We start from the raw sequence: 19,425 nt of genomic DNA, 5'->3' as shown, positions 1-19,425 counted from the left end.
GAGCGCCCTTGCAGCCGGCAAGACGAAAGGTGGCCGCATGATACCATCCGGCCACACACGATGATGTTTGCCGGAAACTGTTGCCTAAGCATCGGCCCAAAAATCGAAACCGATTTTTGGAAAGTCCGATGCGTCGATTCAATACTGTTAGAGCGACCTTTGCGCGTCCAAAGGACGCGCGGCGCTCTAATGCCGGCGCCGGATGAACCGGCGCCCTCGTTTAAAGGATGAATCGCGACAAATCTGTGTTTCGCGAGAGGTCGCCGACATGCTTTTCCACATAGGCGGCATCGATGGCGACGCTGGTGCCGTTGCGGTCGGGCGCGTCGTAGGAGATCTCGTCTAGCACGCGCTCCATCACCGTCTGCAGGCGTCTCGCTCCGATGTTTTCGACGCTAGCGTTGAGGTCGACAGCGATGCCGGCCAGCGAATCGATGGCATCGTCGGTGAAGGTGAGGTCGACGCCTTCGGTCTTCATCAGCGCGATATACTGCTTGATGAGGCTGGCCTCGGTCTCGGTTAGGATGCGAATGAAATCGTCCTTCTCCAGCGCCCGCAACTCGACACGGATCGGCAGGCGGCCCTGCAATTCCGGCAACAGGTCGGAGGGCTTCGAGACATGGAAGGCGCCCGAGGCGATGAACAGTATGTGGTCGGTCTTCAACGGTCCGTATTTGGTCGCCACCGTCGTGCCTTCGATCAGCGGCAGCAGGTCGCGCTGCACGCCTTCGCGCGAGACGCCGGCGCCCATGCCGCCTTCGCGCGAGGCGATCTTGTCGATCTCGTCGAGGAAGACGATGCCGTCATTTTCGGTCGCGTCGAGCGCCCGGCGCACCACCTCGTCCTGGTCGAGCAGCTTGTCGGACTCGTCGTTGACCAACAGCGCGTAGGACTCCTTGACCGTCGTCTTGCGCGCCTTGGTCTTCTTGCCACCCATCGCCTTCGACAGCATGTCGTTGATGTTGAGCACGCCGATATTAGCGCCCGGCATGCCGGGGATCTCGAAGCCGGGCATGCCGCCGGTGCCGGTGTCGGCAACCTCGATCTCGATCTCCTTGTCATCGAGCTCGCCGTCGCGCAGCTTCTTGCGGAAGGAATCGCGGGTCGCCGGGCTCGCCGTCTTGCCGACCAGGGCTTCCAGCACGCGCTCCTCGGCATTGAGGTGCGCGCGCGCCTTCACGTCCTCGCGCATCTTCTCGCGCACCAGGCCGATGGCGATCTCGACCAGGTCGCGGATGATCTGCTCGACATCGCGGCCGACATAGCCGACTTCGGTGAACTTGGTGGCCTCGACCTTGACGAAAGGCGCACCGGCGAGCCGCGCCAGGCGGCGCGAGATCTCGGTCTTGCCGACGCCGGTCGGGCCGATCATCAGGATGTTCTTCGGCATCACCTCTTCGCGCATCTGGCCTTCCAGCTGCTGGCGGCGCCAGCGGTTGCGCAAGGCAATGGCCACGGCGCGCTTGGCGTCCTTCTGGCCGATGATGAAGCGGTCGAGTTCCGAAACGATTTCACGGGGAGAGAAGGTGGTCATATCACTGAATTCCACTTTGCCACTGCTTGATGGACTCGAACGGATGCAGCAGCATGATCACGTTGAGCGTCAGATTGTCCCGGATGAGGTAGCCGACACCCAGTTCGAAGATGAGGGCGAGGCCGACGACCACCCATATAGGTAGCTTTCTGGCCATCACAAACCCCAGCACCATGGCCAGCGTGTCGGACACCGAATTGATGATGCTATCGCCATAGTAATCCAGCGAAATGGTGCCGGCGCGGTAGCGCTCGATGATGAACGGGCTGTTTTCCAGGAGTTCCCAGCCGCCCTCGATGACGACGGCGAAAGCCAGGCGCAGACCGATTGGCGAGCGCGGGAACAGGAACCAGGCCAAGGCGTAGAACAGGAAGCCGTGGATGATGTGCGAGAAGGTGTACCAGTCGGAAATATGCTGGGAATTCTCCGAACTGTTCACCACACCGTGCCAGAGTTTGACGTAACCGCAGGTGCAGATCGGCGTGCGGCCCATGCCGTAAAGCGCACCGGCCTGGAAGATGAGCAGAGCGAGCACGAGCAGAAGCCCCATGCGCCAGCTGTCTTCGTAGGCCGAGTAATTTTTGGCAGTGCCCGGTGTCGCCATCAACTCATTCCCCTTCTTCCACGTCGCTCTCTTTGCCATCGACAGCCATCAGCACGGCGTCGCCATATCTAGAGTGCCTGCGATCAATGACGCGGAATCCGGCCTTTTCATAGGCGCGGATGGCACGGCCATTGCCGGGATGCGGATCGATTATGACGCGCGGCGCGCCTTCCTCGAACAGTTGCTCGACGAATTGCCTGACGATCGCCGAGCCATGACCTTTGCCAACCAGGTCAGGCACGCCGATCGACAGGTCGATGCCGAGCGTGCCGAACGGCTGGTCGGCATAGGGATGGTCCTCTTCCAGATGCGGATCGTAGCTCTGCAGATAGGCGATCGGCCTGCCGTCGAGCTCGACGATCAGCGGCTCTACAGAAATAGAGTCAATGTGCTCCCGGATTTCGGCGATTTCCGTCTCCGGATCGTCCCACCATTCGGCGACATGCGGCTCGGCCAGCCAGCCGGCGATCATCGGCAGGTCTTTTTCGGTAACCGGTCGAAAATCATAGAGCACCGGCGGGTTAGCCGGCATCGAGCGTTTCGACAACGAAGTTGTTGTTGGTGTAGACGCAAATGTCGGAGGCGATCTGCATCGCCTTGCGGGCGATCTCCTCGGCATCCTTGTCGCTGTCCATCAGCGCGCGGGCAGCGGCCAGCGCATAGTTGCCGCCGGAACCGATGGCCATGACGCCGAATTCGGGCTCCAGCACGTCGCCGGTGCCGGTGAGCGCCAGCGAAACCGACTTGTCGGCCACCAGCATCATTGCTTCCAGCCGGCGCAGATAACGGTCGGTGCGCCAGTCCTTGGCGAGCTCGACGCAGGCGCGCGTCAACTGGTCGGGATATTGTTCGAGCTTGGCTTCCAGCCGCTCCAGAAGGGTGAAAGCATCCGCCGTGGCGCCGGCGAAACCCGCAATGACATTGCCGCCTTTGCCGATGCGGCGCACCTTTTTGGCGTTGCCTTTCATGATGGTCTGGCCAAGGCTGACCTGGCCGTCGCCGGCGATCACCACCTTGTTGCCCTTGCGCACCGTCACGATGGTCGTGGCGTGCATGCTCAGTTCATTCGACATTTTTAGCTCCGATTCGCGCGATCCCGATAAGGCGATTGGCGCGCGGTACGAGTGATTTCGATCGGCCATATGTATGCATGGGGCGGGTGATTGCAAACGGCGTCCGCCATGGCCGGTGGCTGTCCGCATCGCAACTGGCAATCGCCGGATCATGCTGCTAGAAGGCTTTCGTTTTCAAGCAAATGACAGCTTGGAACCCCGTCTTGAGTTTCGAACCCCTCAGCCAAGGACAAGGTCATGGCGTCCCGTTCCGCCGAAGTCAGCCGCAAGACCAAGGAAACCGAGATCAGTGTCTCGGTCCATGTCGACGGCACCGGAAAATCCGACATGTCGAGCGGCGTCGGCTTCTTCGACCACATGCTGGACCAGCTGTCGCGCCACTCGCTGATCGACATCACGGTGAAGGCCAAGGGCGACCTGCACATTGACGACCACCACACGGTCGAGGACACCGGCATTGCGATCGGCCAGGCGCTGGCCAAGGCGCTGGGCGAGCGGCGCGGCATCATGCGCTACGCCTCTGTCGACCTTGCCATGGACGAGACGCTGACGCGGGCCGCGATCGACGTGTCGGGCCGTCCGTTTCTGGTCTGGAATGTCGCCTTCTCGTCGCCCAAGATCGGCACGTTCGACACCGAACTGGTGCGAGAATTCTTCCAGGCGCTGGCGCAGAATGCCGGCATCACGCTGCATGTCACCAACCATTATGGCGCCAACAACCACCATATTGCCGAGACCTGCTTCAAGGCGGTGGCGCGCGCGCTGCGTTTCGCACTGGAGCGCGACCCGCGCCAGCCGGAAGCGGTTCCCTCCACCAAGGGATCTCTGAAAGGGTAGGCTGATGGCCATCTATGTCGTGATGGAACCGCCAGGCCGCACCGAGGCGGCCGACGCAACCATTTTTGTCCGCGACGGTTTTTCCTGGCTGGCTTTCCTGGTGGCGCCGCTGTGGCTCGCTTGGCACCGGCTTTGGATCGAGGCCGCGCTCGCCTTCGTCGCCATGGGGCTCATCTCGGTGCTCGGCCAATGGCTGGGACTGGACTGGGCCGGCTCCGCACTGTCTTTACTGGTGTCGCTCTATATCGGGCTGGAAGGCCAAGGGTTGCGGCTCGCAGCGCTGCGCCGCGGCGGCTGGCATGAATGGGGCGTCGTCGAAGCCGACAATCCTGACGATGCCGACATTCGCCAGTCACTGGACGCCGAGGCGCTTGCCGATGAGCCGGCGCCGCTGCCGCGCATCGTGCCGGACGCCAGCCTGGCCCGGCCGGCGCAGACCGGGCTGACGCTGGGCCTGAGCCATACGCCGGGAAAAGCCTGAGATGCGGGTCGCGATCATCGATTACGGGTCGGGCAATCTGCGCTCGGCCACCAAGGCCTTCGAGCGCGCCGCGCATGAAGCCGGCATTGCGGCTGCCATCGAGCTGACCGCCGATGCCGAGCGTGTGCGCAGCGCCGACCGCATCGTTTTGCCCGGCGTCGGCGCCTATGCCGATTGCGCGGCGGGCCTGCGCGGCGTCGCCGGCATGTGGGAAGCGGTGGAAGAGGTAGCGATCGCCAAGGCGCGGCCGTTCCTCGGCATCTGCGTCGGCATGCAGCTGATGTCGGAGCGCGGCCTGGAAAAGACCGTGACCAAGGGCTTCGGCTGGATTGCCGGCGACGTCAAGGAGATCACGCCCGCCGATCCGGCACTGAAGATCCCGCAAATCGGCTGGAACACCATCGATCTGGAGCGCAAGCACCCGCTGTTTTCGGGTATTGCGACCGGGCCTAAGGGTCTGCACGCCTATTTCGTTCATTCCTACCATCTCGACGCGACAAGGCCGGACGAAGTGCTGGCCGTCGCCGATTATGGCGGCCCGGTAACGGCGGCGGTCGCGCGCGGTAACCTTGCCGGCACGCAATTCCATCCGGAAAAGAGCCAGGCGCTCGGCCTGGCACTGATCACCAACTTCCTGCGCTGGAGGCCTTGAGATGAGCAAGAAGGGCTACTGGATGGCGATGGTCGATGTGACCGATCCGGAAAACTATCCGAAATACATCGCCGCCAACAAAGCGGCGTTCGACAAATACGGCGCGAAATTCCTGACGCGAGGCGGTCAGTCGTCAAGCCCGGAAGGGCCATCCGGCAATCGCCATGTGATCGTCGAGTTCGAAAGCTACGAGGTCGCGCTGGCTTGCTTCCATTCTCCCGAATACCAGGCAGCGCTGAAATTCCGGCGCGCTTATTCGACCTCGCATTTCGCCATTGTGGAGGGGGTCTGAACGGTGATCCTGTTTCCGGCCATCGACCTCAAGGACGGCAAGTGCGTGCGGCTGAAGCACGGCGATATGGCGACCGCGACCATCTACAATGACGACCCTGCGGCCCAGGCCAAGGCCTTCGAAGAGCAAGGGTTTGAATGGCTGCATGTCGTCGACCTCAACGGCGCCTTCAAGGGCCAGAGCGTCAACAGCGCGGCGGTCGGCGCCATCCTCAAGGCGACGAAAAACCCGGTGCAGCTCGGCGGCGGCATCCGCACGCTGGCGCAGATCGAGGACTGGCTCGACCGCGGGCTGGCCCGCGTCATCCTCGGCACGGTGGCGGTGCGCGATCCCGACCTGGTCCGGGAAGCCTGCAAGGAATTTCCTGGAAAGATCGCCGTGGGCATCGACGCCAAGGGCGGCAAGGTGGCGGTCGAAGGCTGGGCCGAGGCTTCCAGCCTCGGCGTCATCGAACTGGCGCAGAAATTCGAAGGCGCCGGCGTTGCCGCCATCATCTACACCGACATCGACCGAGACGGCGTTCTGACCGGCATCAACTGGGATGCCACGATCGATCTCGCCGACGCGGTCTCGATCCCGGTCATCGCCTCGGGCGGGCTGGCTTCGATCGCCGACATCGTGCGCATGACCATGCCCGACGCGAAGAAACTGGAAGGCGCCATCTCCGGCCGCGCGCTCTATGACGGGCGTATCGACCCGGCCGAGGCGCTTGCGGTGCTGCAGGGCAAGGCGATGGAGACCCGGCCGTGAAAATCTCCATCATCCTGGCATCCTATGACAGTGGCCACTATCACGGCGGCATGGGCCGAGGCCCGGATGCACTTATCGCCGGCGGGCTTGTCGACGCGCTGAGGCTCTCCGGGCATGACGTCGTCGTCACCGATATCGGCAGGGTTGGCGACGAACAGCAGCGCGAGATCGCCACCGGCTTTGCCGTGTGCGGTGCCCTCTCCGGCGAGGTCCGCATCGCCATAGACCGCGGCCGGTTTCCCATCGTGCTGGCCGGCAATTGCCTGACATCGGCCGGTGCGGTTGCCGGCGAGGATGCCGATGCGATCATCTGGGCCGACCAGCATGGCGATCTCAACACCCCGGAGACGTCCATCTTCGGCTTTCTCGATGGCATGGCGCTGGCCACGGTTCTCGGCCTGTGCTGGAAGCCGATGGCCTCGGCCATCCCCGGCTTCAGGCCGATCGATCCGGCGCGCTGCGTGCTGGTCAACGCGCGCGATCTCGATCCGGCCGAAACGGAGCTGTTGAAGACGTTGCCGGTCATCCGCACCGAATGCCCGGACTGGGCCACGGCGTGCGGCAGGCTGAAGGCGCCGGATGCGAAGCGGGTGCACCTGCATCTCGATCTCGACGTGCACGACCCCGGGGCGCTGCAGGCCAACCGTTACACCACGCCCGGCGGCCCGGAGCCGAAACAGCTGCGCCAGGCTGTCTGCGGCATGGCCGGCCTGCTGCCGATTTCCGGCATCACCATTTCCGCCTACGATCCGGCGTTCGATGCGCAGGCCGAGGTTCCGCCGCTGGTCGGCGAACTGCTCAGCGAGTTGCTGGCGACGATGGAGAAGGGCTGATGCTGAAGGCCCGAGTCATCCCTTGCCTCGACGTCAAGAACGGCCGCGTCGTCAAGGGGGTCAATTTCGTCGACCTCATCGATGCCGGTGATCCGGTCGAGGCGGCCAAAGCCTATGACGCGGCCGGCGCTGACGAGCTTTGCTTTCTCGATATCACCGCGTCGTCCGACAACCGTGAAACCATCTTCGACGTCGTCGCCCGCACCGCCGAACAATGCTTCATGCCGCTGACCGTCGGCGGCGGCGTGCGCCAGGTGGCCGATATTCGCAAACTGTTGCTGGCCGGCGCCGACAAGGTGTCGATCAACACTGCGGCGGTGAAGAACCCCGATTTCGTCGCGGAAGCCGCCGACAAGTTCGGCAACCAGTGCATTGTCGTCGCCATCGACGCCAAGAAGGTGTCGGCACCCAATGAAGCCGACCGCTGGGAGATCTTCACCCATGGCGGCCGTGAAAAGACCGGCATCGATGCGGTCGAGTTTGCGCGAAAAATGGTCGATCGCGGCGCCGGCGAGATTCTTTTGACCTCGATGGACCGTGACGGCACCAAGGCCGGTTACGACATTGCGCTGACCCGCGCGATAGCGGATGCGGTGCGCGCGCCGGTGATCGCGTCGGGCGGCGTCGGCACGCTCGATCATCTGGTCGAGGGCATTCGCGACGGCCATGCCGGCGCCGTGCTCGCCGCCTCGATCTTCCATTTCGGCACTTACACGATTACGGAAGCCAAGGCGCATATGGCCGAGGCCGGGCTGCCGATGCGGCTGGACTATCCGGTTCAATCCACTCCACAAAGGCTGTAGACTGCGCCATGGCTGAATTTTCGCTGTCCGATCTGGAAACGATCATTGGCGAACGCGCCCGTTCCGGCGACCCGGACTCGTGGACGGCAAAACTGTTCGCCAAAGGCATCGACAAGGCGGCGCAGAAGCTTGGTGAAGAGGCAGTCGAGACCGTCATTGCCGCCGTCAAGGGCGACGAGAAAGCCCTCGTTTCCGAAAGTGCCGATCTCATATATCATTGGCTCGTCGTGCTTGGCATGGCCGGCGTTTCGCTGGGCGAGGTGCTGAAGGAGCTTGAGGGCCGCACCGGCCGTTCGGGCGTCACTGAAAAGGCATCCCGGCCGAAAGGCTGACCGCGAGAGCCGGATGATTTCGGGCCGAGGCCTTAAATCTGAATCCGTCTCTAAATTGATAGAGGGAGCATGATGTCGCCCGAAAACCGCTTCACACTTTTCGGCCTCATGCTCTAGAGGGCAGGAAACTCGATGGACCAGCTCGCTCCGACCGAGAAATATTCCCCCTATCGTTTCTTCTCGGCCGAGCAATGGTCGAACTTCCGCGCCGACACGCCGATGACGCTGGGCGAAGACGAGATCAACCGTCTGCGCTCACTGAACGATCCGGTCGACCTGGAAGAAGTCAAGCGCATCTATCTGTCGCTCTCGCGGCTGCTTTCGGCGCATGTCGAGGCCAGCCAGTTGCTGTTTCGCCAGCGCCAGGCCTTCTTCAACGCGCTGGATGTGGTCAAGACACCGTTCATCATCGGCATTGCCGGTTCGGTTGCGGTCGGCAAATCGACCACGGCGCGCGTGCTGAAGGAGCTTCTGGCGCGCTGGCCGTCGAGCCCCAAGGTCGATCTCATCACTACCGACGGGTTCCTGCTGCCCAACAAGGTGTTGCGACGCGACAATCTGATGGAGCGCAAGGGCTTTCCCGACAGCTACGATGTCGGTGCGCTGCTGCGTTTCCTGTCGGGCATCAAGTCGGCCCAGCGCAATGTCCGCGCGCCCGTCTATTCGCATTTGACCTATGACGTCATTCCCGGCGAGTTCGTCACCATCGACCGGCCAGACATTCTGATCTTCGAAGGCATCAACGTTCTGCAACCCGGCAAATTGCCGAAGGACGGCAAGATAGTGCCGTTCCTGTCGGATTTCTTCGATTTCGCCATTTATATCGACGCCGACGAAAAGCTGATCCACCAATGGTACATCGCCCGCTTCATGCGCCTGCGCGAGACGGCCTTCCGCAATCCGGACTCCTTCTTCCACCGCTATTCGCAGCTTTCGGAAGACGCCGCGCGTGCCATTGCGGAAGGCTTGTGGGCCAACATCAACCTGAAAAACCTGCGCGAGAACATCGTGCCGACACGAGCGCGGGCCGACCTCATCCTGCGCAAGGGCGCCAATCATCTGGTCGAGGAAGTGGCGCTCAGGAAACTGTGACGACCGCCTCCGGGCGGCTGCCGCCAGCCGCCGATTGCCGGGCCGGGCCTGGCATCAGGATTTCGCCGTCGGGTACCAGCTTGCGGACGGCCGCACATAGGGCGATCGTGAGCGCGACCGCCGCATAACCATCGATCGCATAGTGCCAACCAAGATAGACCGAACTCGCGACTATGAAGGCGACATACAGAAATGCGATGGCGCCCAACCGCTGGTCGTACTCCCAGGTATACACCGCATTCAGGGTGATCAAGGCGACATGAACGCTTGGAAATGCCGATATTCCCGACGCGAGTCCAGTCACACCCTCGGTCTGGAGCGTCCACAGATACTGCTGGTACACGGCGGCGGAACTCGCCGACGGGCTTTGCGCAAGAAACGAAAGCTGTTCACCGAAGCGTGGCACATCGCCGGTGACATAGCCGTAGAACGCCGGTCCGGCCGACATGAACAGCCCGGCCAGGATGTTTCCGACGACTACCCACACCACCATGAAGGACAGCACATAGCGTCTCTTCAGATGCGTGGTGCGTGGTGACGTGACCATGAAAAACAGCATGCTGTAGCAAATGATGAACCACAGCATGTCGTAGTTCCATCCGACGGTTTCCCGTACCCAGTCATGCTTGCCGATAACGTAGAGCCATCGCCACGGATCAGTGCCGAAATGCAGATAGGCATCGATATCCGCCAAGGCGCGATCATAGGGGAAACCTTTCCACAGGACGGACATGCCGTTCTTGACCGAGGTGAAGGTGCTTTGGAAAATCATGATGCCCATCAACAGACATATGCCGGAAAAGAGAACCGCCATCCGCTCGGCTGAGAACATCTTGCCCGCAGCAAATTTCCGCCGACGCTCAAATCGATGCAAAAGCCAGCCGGTTTCCAGGAGAAGCGATACCGCCGGCAGCACGAAACCGAAAACCATAAGCCATATCGGCACGTAGGTCTGGTATGCGGTGCGATGGAGCGCGCCGACCCAAGCCAGAAACCCCAGCCCCGTTGCAGTGTAGATGCCAATGAACAGGTAGAGCGATGCATCCGAGCGGGCGATCGAAACCGTGCGCCATGCGGCATTTCGAATGTAGCGCCAAATCACTTCGGATTCGATTTCGAGCATGGTATCCACACCGGGAATGATGACGTTTTGGCGCAGACTAGCGGCCGAAACCTTAAATTCCGTTAGGGACTTTTCATTCGCAAGGTCAGTGGTTCAGTAAGTGCAAGAATGCACTCTCACCTCTTCAAGGCAAGGTCACCCGCCGCAGCGTGAGATTGATCCTGCCGCCTTTTTTCAGAAGCGCCGAGGTCGACGGATAGATGCGGTCGACGCCGTGGAAGCAGAGCCGGCCTTCGCCGCCGAGCACGACGACGTCGCCGCTTTTCAGGCGGAACGATTTGGTACCGCCGTCGCGTGTGGCCCCCCTGCCCGTCACTTGGCCGACCCGGAACAGGCAATCGTCGCCAAGTGACACCGAGACCACTGGGGCCGAGAAATCGGCTTCGTCGCGATCCTGGTGCAGACCCATTTTGGCGTCCTGCGTATAGAAATTGACCAGGCAGGCCTCCGGCGGATTCGGATAGGCGGCGACCTCCCGCCACAATTGCAGCAGCGCGTCCGGGATCGGCGGCCATGGCTCTCCGGTGAGTGGGTGCGTTGGCTGGTAGCGATAGCCCAGCTCCTTGTCGGTGACCCAGCCGAGCGTGCCGCAATTGGTCATGCGCACGCTCATCTCCTTGCCGGTCCGCGGCATCGCCGGCACGTACAGCGGCGCCCGCTGTACAATTGTCCTCACCTCTTCGACCAGCGCTTCCTGCGCCGCGCGGGACAGATAACCAGGCAAGTGGCGGACGCCTTTGGGCAGAACGAGCATGACTTCGCCTCCGGTTGATACTGAAACCATGCCACCGCCAATCAGAAACGGCGACCCGAAAGCCACCGTTGTCGGCCTCCCTTTCTGTGGCAATGGCGAAACCTTGCGGCTGCGGCAGGGGAGGCCGCTTTATGCGCAGTCGGCGCGGTCCTTAGTCGTTCTCTACCCGGCCGCGCAGCTTTTTGATCGTGCCGCGCCCTGCCTTGCTTTGCAGCCGCCGCTCCACCGAGCCTTTCGACGGCCTGGTCTTCTTGCGCGGCGGCGGCGGCGGTTCCGCGGCCTTGGCGACCAGCGCCGTCAGCCTTGCCCGGGCATCGGCCCGGTTCTGCTCCTGGGTGCGGAAGCGGCCGGCCTCGATGACGATGACGCCGTCCTTGGTGGCGCGCTGGCCGGCGAGCTTGATCGTGCGCGCGCGCACGCGTTCGGACAGGCCAGCTGCATTGGCGGCGTCGAAGCGCAATTGGACGGCGGTCGCCACCTTGTTGACGTTCTGGCCGCCGGGACCCGACGAGCGGATGAAATCCTCGTGCAGGTCGCCCGGATGGATTACGGCTTCGTCTGATATGATGATGTCGTCGATAGGCATGCCGCAGTCATGGCGCGGCGGACCAAAAAAGAAAAGGCCCGATCGAGACCGCGCCTTTCAAGGATGCTTCGGTGAAGATGCCTGGACTATTCCGCAGCTTCCTGCAGGCGGGGTGCTGCGCCGAGCACGACGGCATCGACATGGCTCTCGAATTTCTCGAAGTTGACGGCGAACATGCCGACCAATCGCGCTGCCTGCCGGTCATAGGCTGCCTTGTCGGCCCAGGTCGAACGCGGGTCGAGAATGGCGCTCTCGACGCCAGGCACAGCAACCGGCACCTCGAAGCCGAAATTGGCGTCAGTGCGGAAACCGGACGCCTTCAGCGAACCGTCAAGCGCTGCGGCCAGCAAGGCGCGCGTCGCCTTGATCGGCATGCGCTTGCCGGTGCCGTAGGCGCCGCCGGTCCAGCCGGTGTTGACCAGCCAGCAATCGGCGCCGTGGCGGGCGATCAGCTCGCGCAGCAGATTGCCGTATTCCTTGGGGTGGCGCGGCATGAACGGGGCGCCGAAGCAGGTCGAGAAGGTCGCTTCCGGCTCGGTAACGCCCTTCTCGGTGCCGGCCACCTTGGCGGTGTAGCCGGAGAGGAAGTGATACATCGCCTGCGCCGGGGTCAGCCGTGCGATCGGCGGCATGATGCCGAAGGCATCGGCGGTCAGCATGATGATGTTTTTCGGGTGGCTGGCCCGTCCGCTCTTCGAGGCATTGGGGATGAAATCCAGCGGATAGGCGCAGCGCGTGTTTTCGGTGAGCCGGCCGTCGTTGAAGTCCGGCACGCGGTCGGCGTTGAGCACGACATTTTCCAGCACCGTGCCGAAGCGCTGCGTGGTGGCGAAAATCTCCGGCTCGGCCTCGGCCGACAGCCGGATCGTCTTGGCGTAGCAGCCGCCTTCGAAGTTGAAGATGCCGTGCGGTCCCCAGCCGTGCTCGTCGTCGCCGATGAGCGTACGTGACGGATCGGCCGACAGCGTCGTCTTGCCCGTCCCGGAAAGCCCGAAGAAGATCGCCGCGTCGCCGGCCGGGCCCTCATTGGCCGAGCAGTGCATCGGCATGACGCCCTTTTCCGGCAGCAGATAGTTGAGCATGGTGAACACCGATTTCTTCATCTCGCCGGCATAGGAAGTGCCGCCGATGAGCACGATCTTGCGGGTGAGATCGACCGCAATCACCGTTTCGGTGCGGCTGCCGTGGCGGGCCGGATCGGCGCGGAAGGACGGCAGGTCGATGATCGTCATCTCCGGCACGAAATCCTCAAGCTCGGCGGCCTGCGGGCGGATCAAAAGATTGCGGATGAACAGCGAGTGCCAGGCGAATTCGGTGATGACCCGCGTCGGCAGCTTCAGCTCGGCATCGGCGCCGCCGACGAGGTCCTGCACATAGAGATCGCTATTCGCGGCGTGGACAAGGAAATCGGCGAGCAGCATTTCGAACTGGCCCGCCGAAATCGCCTTGTTGTTGTCCCACCAGACATGGGGCTCGGTGGCGCCATCGCGGACGACAAACTTGTCCTTGGGCGAGCGGCCAGTGTGCTGGCCGGTCTCGGCAAGCAGCGCGCCGCCGGCGGTCAACCGGGCCTCGCCACGACGGATCGCTGCCTCATAAAGGGCGGCCGCACCAAAATTATAATGCACCGTGCCGGTGGTTTTCAGGCCGATACGATCGATCGCGCAAGCAGAATTGCGTTTGCCGACTTCCGACATCAAGGGTCCCTTCTTCTGGATTCGCCGCACTTTGCCGGCGCGTTTCCGGCGAGCCCGCGTTAGGGGCTGAGACGGTGAGAACCAGAAAACTCGAATGATATCAAATCATTAATCGATTTAAAAATTTTGAAAGTTGTTTAAATCGTTTATATGTGCAAAAAATCACGGTGGTTGCCCAAAGGATTGGCACACAGTGTTCGTCCAACCCGTGTAGAGGTTCCGATGGGGCCGCCGGCAAGCCGTCCGCGACAGCGGGTGGAGCCTGTGCCACATTTTGTACCTAATTTGTCCTGCAAAAGCCCCTTCTCTAAGACAGAAGGGACAGCTCATGAGGGAGCCGCTTGAAATGGCAACAATCGCGCTTGTCGATGACGACCGCAACATTCTGACATCGGTGTCGATCGCCCTCGAGTCCGAGGGGTATCGCGTCGAGACCTACACGGATGGTGCGTCGGCGCTGGAAGGCCTGGCGGCGCGGCCGCCGAATCTCGCCATCCTCGACATCAAGATGCCGCGCATGGACGGCATGGAGCTGTTGCGCCGGATGCGGCAGAAGTCCGACCTGCCGGTGATCTTCCTGACCTCGAAGGACGATGAGATCGATGAGCTTTTCGGCCTCAAGATGGGCGCCGACGATTTCATCCGCAAACCGTTCTCGCAGCGCCTGCTGGTCGAGCGGGTGCGCGCCGTGCTGCGCCGCGCCAGCGCCCGCGAAGCTGCGGCAAAGGCGCCCAGCCAGCAGGCCCGTTCGCTGGAACGCGGCCAGCTCGTCATGGACCAGGAACGCCATACCTGCACCTGGAAGGGCGAGCCGGTGACGCTGACGGTCACCGAATTTCTCATCCTGCACTCGTTGGCGCAGCGCCCCGGCGTGGTAAAAAGCCGTGATGCGCTGATGGATTCGGCCTATGATGAGCAGGTCTATGTCGACGACCGCACCATCGACAGCCACATCAAGCGGCTGCGCAAGAAGTTCAAGGCCGTCGATGACGACTTCGAAATGATCGAAACCCTTTACGGAGTCGGATACCGGTTCCGCGAAGCTTGAGTTGATGCATGTCGCCCAAAAGTGGTCGCGGTTTTTGGGACGACGACATGCATAAAACCAAAGACTAGGCGGGAGCTGCTATTCGATGGCAGTGGATGTACAGCGGAGCAGACGAACGAGCGCTGTCAGGCGGTCGCGGATTCTGCCCGCATTCCTGTCGAGGTTGACCGTGCCGATGCGCCGCTTCCTCGGCCACCACATCTTTTCCAGCCTGACCCGGCGCATCCTGTTCCTCAACCTGGCCGGCCTCGCCGTGCTGGTCACCGGCATCCTCTATCTCAACACCTTCCGCGACGGGCTGATCGACGCCCGCGTCGAAAGCCTGATGACGCAGGGCGAGATCATCGCCGGCGCCATTGCCGCGTCGGCGACGGTCGAGACCGATTCGATCAGCATCGATCCGGAAAAACTGCTCGAACTGCAGGCCGGTGAAAGCCTCGGGCCGGGCTCAGACCAGCTCGACAACCTGGATTTCCCGATCAACCCCGAGCGCGTCGCGCCGGTGCTGCGGCGGCTGATTTCGCCGACGCGCACCCGGGCCCGCATCTATGATCGCGACGCCAATCTGCTGCTCGATTCGCGCCATCTCTACTCGCGCGGCCAGATCCTGCGCTACGACCTGCCGCCGGTCGAGGACGAGCAGCCGGATATGCTGGAGCGCGTGCAGAAATTCGTCTTCGACTTCTTCCGCAACAAGGACCTGCCCGTCTACCACGAGCAGCCCGGCGGCAACGGTGCGGCCTTCCCGGAAGTGGTCAAGGCGCTGACCGGCAGTCCATCGACGATCGTGCGGGTGAGCGAACAGGGCGAGCAGATCGTTTCCGTGGCGGTGCCGATCCAGCGCTTCCGCGCCGTTCTCGGCGTGCTGATGCTGTCGACGGAAGGCGGCGACATCGACAAGATCGTCGCCGCCGAGCGCAAGGCTATTTTGCGCGTGTTCGGCATCGCCGCCCTGGTCACCGCCATCCTGTCGATGCTGCTCGCATCCACCATCGCCAATCCGCTGCGCCGGCTGTCGGCGGCGGCAGTGCGGGTGCGGCGCGGCGTCAAGAGCCGCGAGGAGATCCCCGACTTTTCCGACCGCCAGGACGAGATCGGCAATTTGTCGGTCGCGGTGCGCGACATGACCAATGCGCTCTATGCCCGCATCGAGGCGATCGAAAGCTTCGCCGCCGATGTCTCGCACGAGCTGAAGAACCCGCTGACCTCGCTGCGCAGCGCGGTGGAGACCTTGCCGCTGGCCAAGAACGACAATTCACGCGGCAGGCTGATGGAGATCATCCAGCACGATGTCCGGCGTCTCGACCGGCTGATCACCGACATTTCCGATGCCTCGCGCCTCGACGCCGAACTGGCGCGTGAGGATGCCGCCACGGTCGATTTGAAGAAATTCATCACCGATCTCGTCGCCGTGTCGCGCGAAGCGACGCGCAACAAAAAGGCTGTCGAGATCGAATTCAAGGCCGCCAAGCTGCCGCAAGGCGTCAAAGGCTATTTCGTCACCGGCCATGATCTCAGGATCGGCCAGGTCATCACCAATCTGATCGAGAATGCCCGCTCCTTCGTGCCGGAGGACCACGGTCACATCGCCATTTCCCTGGCACGCTCGGGCAAGGTCAACATCGTCACCGTCGACGACAACGGCCCCGGAATCCGCGCCGACGCCATCGACCGCATCTTCGAGCGCTTCTACACCGACCGCCCGGCCGGCGAGGCGTTCGGCCAGAATTCAGGGCTTGGCCTGTCGATATCCAGGCAGATCGTCGAAGCCCATGGCGGCACGCTGACCGCCGAGAACATCCCCGGCACCAAGCCCGGCGACATCAAGGGCGCGCGCTTCGTCGTTACGCTGCCGGCCGAAGGCTGATCGCGGCTGCGCATGCCCGATCCCACCGCGAAACCCGAGAACATCCATGCCACCGCAATCCTGATTGGCGAGCGGGGCGTCCTGATCACCGGGCCGTCCGGCTCGGGCAAGACAACGCTGGCGCTGGCGCTCATCGACCATTTCAGCCGGCTCGGGCTGTTTGCGCGGCTGATCGGCGACGACCAGCTGTTTGTCGCGGCGCGTTTCGGGCGGCTGGTCTGCCATGCGCCCGCCAGCATCGCCGGCCTCACAGAGGTGCCCGGACTTGGTCCGAAGCCGCTTTTGTTCCAACCTGTTGGGGTCATCGACCTTACGATCCAGCTGGTTGCCGCAAACGCTGTGGAGCGTTTCCAGGAAGAGTCGAGCGCGACCATTGCCGGCTGTGTGGTGCCGCGCATCGACCTCGTTCAGCGCAACGTCACTGCGGCTTTGCCGGCGGTAATGGCGCGGCTGGCGATTGCGCCTTTCGTATGATCCGCCGCCGGTTTTTTGCTGCAATGCGTCAAATTGGCCATGGCCGACGCAATTTTGGGCTTGTCAACGCGCCGCGCGTCGACAAGATAGCGCTCCCGCCGCCTGGGATGGCCGGCGAGCATAAAAAGCGCCTGTGAAGCGGCGACTACGGGAGCCACCATAGAATGATCGGACTCGTGCTTGTAACGCACGGTCAACTGGCCGCCGAGTTCCGCCATGCCGTGGAACATGTCGTGGGGCCACAAGACAATTTCGAAACCGTGGCAATCGGCGCCGACGACGATATGGAGCAGCGTCGGCGCGATATCGTCGACGCCGTCGGCCGCGTCGACACCGGGACCGGCGTCATCGTTCTGACCGATATGTTCGGCGGCACGCCTTCCAACCTCGCCATTTCGGTGATGGAATCCGGTCGCACCGAGGTCATCGCCGGCATGAACCTGCCGATGCTGATCAAGCTGTCGTCGATCCGCAAGGGCGACAACATGGCGACCGCGCTCGACGAGGCGCAGGCCGCGGGGCGCAAATACATCAACGTCGCAAGTCAGCTGCTGAGCAGCAAATGAACGCGCTGTCGCCCGGTGAGATCGTGCGCGAGTTCCCGATCGTCAACCAGCGCGGCCTGCATGCGCGCGCCTCGGCGAAGTTCGTCCAGGTCGCCAGCGGCTTCGACGCCACCGTCCATGTCGAGAAGGATGGTCTCAAGGTCGGCGGCACCTCGATCATGGGGCTGATGATGCTGGCGGCGAGCCCCGGTTATTCGATCCGCGTCACCGCCAGCGGCGCTGAAGCCGCAGCGGCGATGGACGCGCTGGAGCAGCTGGTCGCCTCGCGCTTCGGCGAAGAGTGCTGAAGTTTTTGCTTTGAACGCCGTTGTCCCAAAACCGCGGGATACTTTTGGGCGGCATGCATCCCCGTAAAACACATACGCGCATAAAGATTTCTTTATATCCCATTGTCGTCTTGGCGGCGATCTGCTAGTCAGGCCGGCATTCCGCCCTTCGACGCGCCGTGTGGCGCAGGCGCATTCTGAAGACAAATCACACCGGAGCACTGCCATGACAGGTAGCAAGGACTATGTGGTCGCCGACATCTCGCTTGCCGGCTGGGGCCGCAAGGAACTCGATATCGCCGAAACCGAAATGCCGGGCCTGATGGCCTGCCGCGAGGAATTCGGCGACAAGAAGCCGTTGAAAGGTGCGCGCATCACCGGATCGCTGCACATGACCATCCAGACCGCGGTGCTGATCGAGACGCTGAAGGCGCTTGGCGCCGATATCCGTTGGGCATCGTGCAACATCTTCTCGACCCAGGACCATGCGGCCGCAGCCATCGCCGAGGCCGGCATCCCGGTGTTCGCCGTCAAGGGCGAGTCGCTCGAGGAGTATTGGGACTACACCGACAGAATCTTCCAGTGGGCCGATGGCGGCCTCTCCAACATGATCCTCGATGATGGCGGCGACGCCACGATGTACATACTGATCGGCGCCCGCGCCGAAGCCGGCGAGGACGTGCTGTCCAACCCGCAGAGCGAGGAAGAGGAATACTTCTACGCCCAGGTCAAGAAGCGGCTGAAGGCTTCGCCCGGGTTCTTCACCAAGCAGAAGGAAGCCATCCGCGGCGTCACCGAAGAGACGACGACGGGCGTCAACCGGCTCTACCAGTTGCAGAAGAAGGGCCTGCTGCCCTTCCCGGCGATCAACGTCAACGACTCGGTCACCAAGTCGAAGTTCGACAACAAATATGGCTGCAAGGAATCGCTGGTCGACGGCATCCGCCGCGGCACCGACACCATGATGGCCGGCAAGGTTGCGGTCGTCTGCGGCTATGGCGACGTCGGCAAGGGCTCGTCGGCTTCGCTCAAGGGCGCCGGCGCCCGCGTCAAGGTCACGGAAGTCGATCCGATCTGCGCGCTGCAGGCGGCGATGGACGGCTTTGAAGTCGTCACGCTGGAAGATGCCGCACCAACCGCCGACATCGTCATCACCACCACCGGCAACAAGGATGTCGTCACCCTCGACCACATGCGCTCGATGAAGGACATGGTGATCGTCGGCAATATCGGCCACTTCGACAATGAGATCCAGGTCGCGTCGCTGCGCAACCTGCAATGGACCAACGTTAAGCCGCAGGTCGACATGATAACCTTCCCGGACGGCAAGCGGATGATCCTGCTGTCCGAGGGGCGCCTGCTCAACCTCGGCAACGCGACCGGTCATCCGAGCTTCGTGATGTCGGCCTCGTTCACCAATCAGGTGCTGGCGCAGATCGAACTCTACACCAAGCCCGGCCAGTACCAGAACCAGGTCTATGTGCTGCCCAAGCACCTCGACGAGAAGGTGGCGCGTCTGCATCTCGACAAGCTCGGAGCCCGCCTGACCGAACTGTCCGGCGAACAGGCCGCCTATATCGGCGTGACCCCGCAGGGTCCGTTCAAGCCGGAACACTACCGCTATTAACAGAAGCGGCGTTTATCACTAGATATTGAAGCCGGGCGTTTGACTTTTCGCCCGGCTTCTTTTTTGCGCGGATGATTCTTCACGCCGATTCCAGCACGCGCTATTGTGCTGATTCGTGGGCCGGGGACGAGGCC

General features: G+C 62.5%; 23 protein-coding genes. 15 read left to right on the top strand and 8 right to left on the bottom strand.

What is annotated here, in order from left to right; translation table 11 throughout:
- Nucleotides 1-220: 220 nt before the first annotated feature.
- Genes hslU through hslV form a run of 4 tightly spaced genes read right to left on the bottom strand, consistent with a single transcriptional unit; the run spans nt 221 to nt 3,211 of the window.
- The gene (gene hslU, locus AC3CCE_RS13810; RefSeq protein WP_023672325.1) at nt 221-1,534 is read right to left on the bottom strand and encodes an ATP-dependent protease ATPase subunit HslU; all 1,314 of its coding nucleotides are present in this window, start codon (nt 1,532-1,534) and stop codon (nt 221-223) included.
- Between the two features lies 1 nt (nt 1,535).
- Nucleotides 1,536-2,138 (bottom strand): DUF2585 domain-containing protein, encoded by a 603-nt coding sequence (locus tag AC3CCE_RS13805; RefSeq protein ID WP_023672324.1) that lies wholly within the window; start codon nt 2,136-2,138, stop codon nt 1,536-1,538.
- A gap of 4 nt (nt 2,139-2,142) precedes the next feature.
- A complete protein-coding gene (locus AC3CCE_RS13800) occupies nt 2,143-2,670 on the bottom strand; it encodes a GNAT family N-acetyltransferase (RefSeq protein ID WP_023727852.1) in 528 nt (175 codons plus the stop codon).
- Nucleotides 2,660-3,211, bottom strand: a complete 552-nt coding sequence (hslV, locus tag AC3CCE_RS13795) for an ATP-dependent protease subunit HslV (RefSeq protein ID WP_023672322.1) — start codon at nt 3,209-3,211, stop codon at nt 2,660-2,662. The genes AC3CCE_RS13800 and hslV overlap by 11 nt, the downstream gene beginning before the upstream one ends.
- Nucleotides 3,212-3,448: 237 nt before the next feature.
- Here hslV and hisB point away from each other — a divergent pair, with 237 nt between their 5' ends.
- The 9 genes from hisB to coaA all read left to right on the top strand — a co-directional run bounded on the left by hisB (nt 3,449) and on the right by coaA (nt 9,283).
- Nucleotides 3,449-4,048 carry an imidazoleglycerol-phosphate dehydratase HisB gene (hisB, locus tag AC3CCE_RS13790; protein ID WP_023672321.1) on the top strand — a complete coding sequence of 200 codons (600 nt, stop codon included), beginning with the start codon at nt 3,449-3,451 and terminating at the stop codon, nt 4,046-4,048.
- Nucleotides 4,049-4,052: 4 nt separating this feature from the next.
- Nucleotides 4,053-4,529 carry a DUF2628 domain-containing protein gene (locus tag AC3CCE_RS13785; protein ID WP_023739747.1) on the top strand — a complete coding sequence of 159 codons (477 nt, stop codon included), beginning with the start codon at nt 4,053-4,055 and terminating at the stop codon, nt 4,527-4,529.
- Nucleotide 4,530: 1 nt separating this feature from the next.
- A complete protein-coding gene (gene hisH, locus AC3CCE_RS13780; protein ID WP_023681413.1) occupies nt 4,531-5,181 on the top strand; it encodes an imidazole glycerol phosphate synthase subunit HisH in 651 nt (216 codons plus the stop codon).
- Between the two features lies 1 nt (nt 5,182).
- A complete protein-coding gene (locus tag AC3CCE_RS13775; RefSeq protein ID WP_023672318.1) occupies nt 5,183-5,473 on the top strand; it encodes a DUF1330 domain-containing protein in 291 nt (96 codons plus the stop codon).
- Between the two features lie 3 nt (nt 5,474-5,476).
- Entirely contained in the window at nt 5,477-6,223 is a 747-nt protein-coding gene (hisA, locus tag AC3CCE_RS13770; RefSeq protein ID WP_023672317.1) for a 1-(5-phosphoribosyl)-5-[(5-phosphoribosylamino)methylideneamino]imidazole-4-carboxamide isomerase, read from the top strand.
- A complete protein-coding gene (locus AC3CCE_RS13765) occupies nt 6,220-7,056 on the top strand; it encodes an arginase family protein (protein WP_352625055.1) in 837 nt (278 codons plus the stop codon). The genes hisA and AC3CCE_RS13765 overlap by 4 nt, the downstream gene beginning before the upstream one ends.
- Complete coding sequence (gene hisF / locus AC3CCE_RS13760; protein WP_023687423.1) at nt 7,053-7,859, top strand: imidazole glycerol phosphate synthase subunit HisF; 807 nt, start codon at nt 7,053-7,055, stop codon at nt 7,857-7,859. Before AC3CCE_RS13765 ends, hisF begins: the two co-directional genes overlap by 4 nt.
- Nucleotides 7,860-7,867: 8 nt before the next feature.
- On the top strand, nt 7,868-8,191 hold the full coding sequence (locus AC3CCE_RS13755) for a phosphoribosyl-ATP diphosphatase (protein WP_023681408.1): 324 nt from the start codon (nt 7,868-7,870) through the stop codon (nt 8,189-8,191).
- A 132-nt stretch (nt 8,192-8,323) separates the two neighbouring features.
- Nucleotides 8,324-9,283: a type I pantothenate kinase gene (coaA, locus tag AC3CCE_RS13750; protein ID WP_023672313.1), complete on the top strand. Its 960-nt coding sequence runs from the start codon at nt 8,324-8,326 to the stop codon at nt 9,281-9,283.
- Here coaA and AC3CCE_RS13745 read toward each other — a convergent pair.
- The 4 genes from AC3CCE_RS13745 to AC3CCE_RS13730 all read right to left on the bottom strand — a co-directional run bounded on the left by AC3CCE_RS13745 (nt 9,270) and on the right by AC3CCE_RS13730 (nt 13,443).
- On the bottom strand, nt 9,270-10,406 hold the full coding sequence (locus tag AC3CCE_RS13745) for a phosphatase PAP2 family protein (protein ID WP_352510642.1): 1,137 nt from the start codon (nt 10,404-10,406) through the stop codon (nt 9,270-9,272). The genes coaA and AC3CCE_RS13745 overlap by 14 nt on opposite strands.
- Before the next feature lie 124 nt (nt 10,407-10,530).
- Nucleotides 10,531-11,160 (bottom strand): alpha-ketoglutarate-dependent dioxygenase AlkB family protein, encoded by a 630-nt coding sequence (locus AC3CCE_RS13740; protein WP_023703765.1) that lies wholly within the window; start codon nt 11,158-11,160, stop codon nt 10,531-10,533.
- Between the two features lie 151 nt (nt 11,161-11,311).
- Nucleotides 11,312-11,746, bottom strand: a complete 435-nt coding sequence (gene arfB, locus AC3CCE_RS13735) for an alternative ribosome rescue aminoacyl-tRNA hydrolase ArfB (RefSeq protein WP_023672309.1) — start codon at nt 11,744-11,746, stop codon at nt 11,312-11,314.
- 86 nt (nt 11,747-11,832) lie between these two features.
- Complete coding sequence (locus tag AC3CCE_RS13730; protein ID WP_352510643.1) at nt 11,833-13,443, bottom strand: phosphoenolpyruvate carboxykinase; 1,611 nt, start codon at nt 13,441-13,443, stop codon at nt 11,833-11,835.
- Between the two features lie 346 nt (nt 13,444-13,789).
- On the opposite strand from AC3CCE_RS13730, the gene AC3CCE_RS13725 reads away from it, so the two are divergent.
- From AC3CCE_RS13725 to ahcY, 6 genes are all read left to right on the top strand, one after another.
- Entirely contained in the window at nt 13,790-14,491 is a 702-nt protein-coding gene (locus tag AC3CCE_RS13725; protein WP_010912942.1) for a response regulator transcription factor, read from the top strand.
- Between the two features lie 85 nt (nt 14,492-14,576).
- Nucleotides 14,577-16,358: a sensor histidine kinase gene (locus tag AC3CCE_RS13720; protein WP_023672307.1), complete on the top strand. Its 1,782-nt coding sequence runs from the start codon at nt 14,577-14,579 to the stop codon at nt 16,356-16,358.
- A gap of 12 nt (nt 16,359-16,370) precedes the next feature.
- Nucleotides 16,371-16,832, top strand: coding sequence for an HPr kinase/phosphorylase (locus tag AC3CCE_RS13715; RefSeq protein WP_023710429.1), 462 nt, complete (start codon nt 16,371-16,373; stop codon nt 16,830-16,832).
- A 164-nt stretch (nt 16,833-16,996) separates the two neighbouring features.
- Nucleotides 16,997-17,398, top strand: a complete 402-nt coding sequence (locus AC3CCE_RS13710; RefSeq protein WP_023672304.1) for a PTS sugar transporter subunit IIA — start codon at nt 16,997-16,999, stop codon at nt 17,396-17,398.
- On the top strand, nt 17,395-17,685 hold the full coding sequence (locus AC3CCE_RS13705) for an HPr family phosphocarrier protein (protein ID WP_023672303.1): 291 nt from the start codon (nt 17,395-17,397) through the stop codon (nt 17,683-17,685). Before AC3CCE_RS13710 ends, AC3CCE_RS13705 begins: the two co-directional genes overlap by 4 nt.
- 205 nt (nt 17,686-17,890) lie before the next feature.
- A complete protein-coding gene (gene ahcY / locus AC3CCE_RS13700) occupies nt 17,891-19,291 on the top strand; it encodes an adenosylhomocysteinase (protein WP_023681401.1) in 1,401 nt (466 codons plus the stop codon).
- Nucleotides 19,292-19,425: the final 134 nt, after the last annotated feature.

Source organism: Mesorhizobium sp. P160187 (genome assembly GCF_057766425.1).
This window is presented reverse-complemented; position numbering and strand designations above follow the sequence as displayed.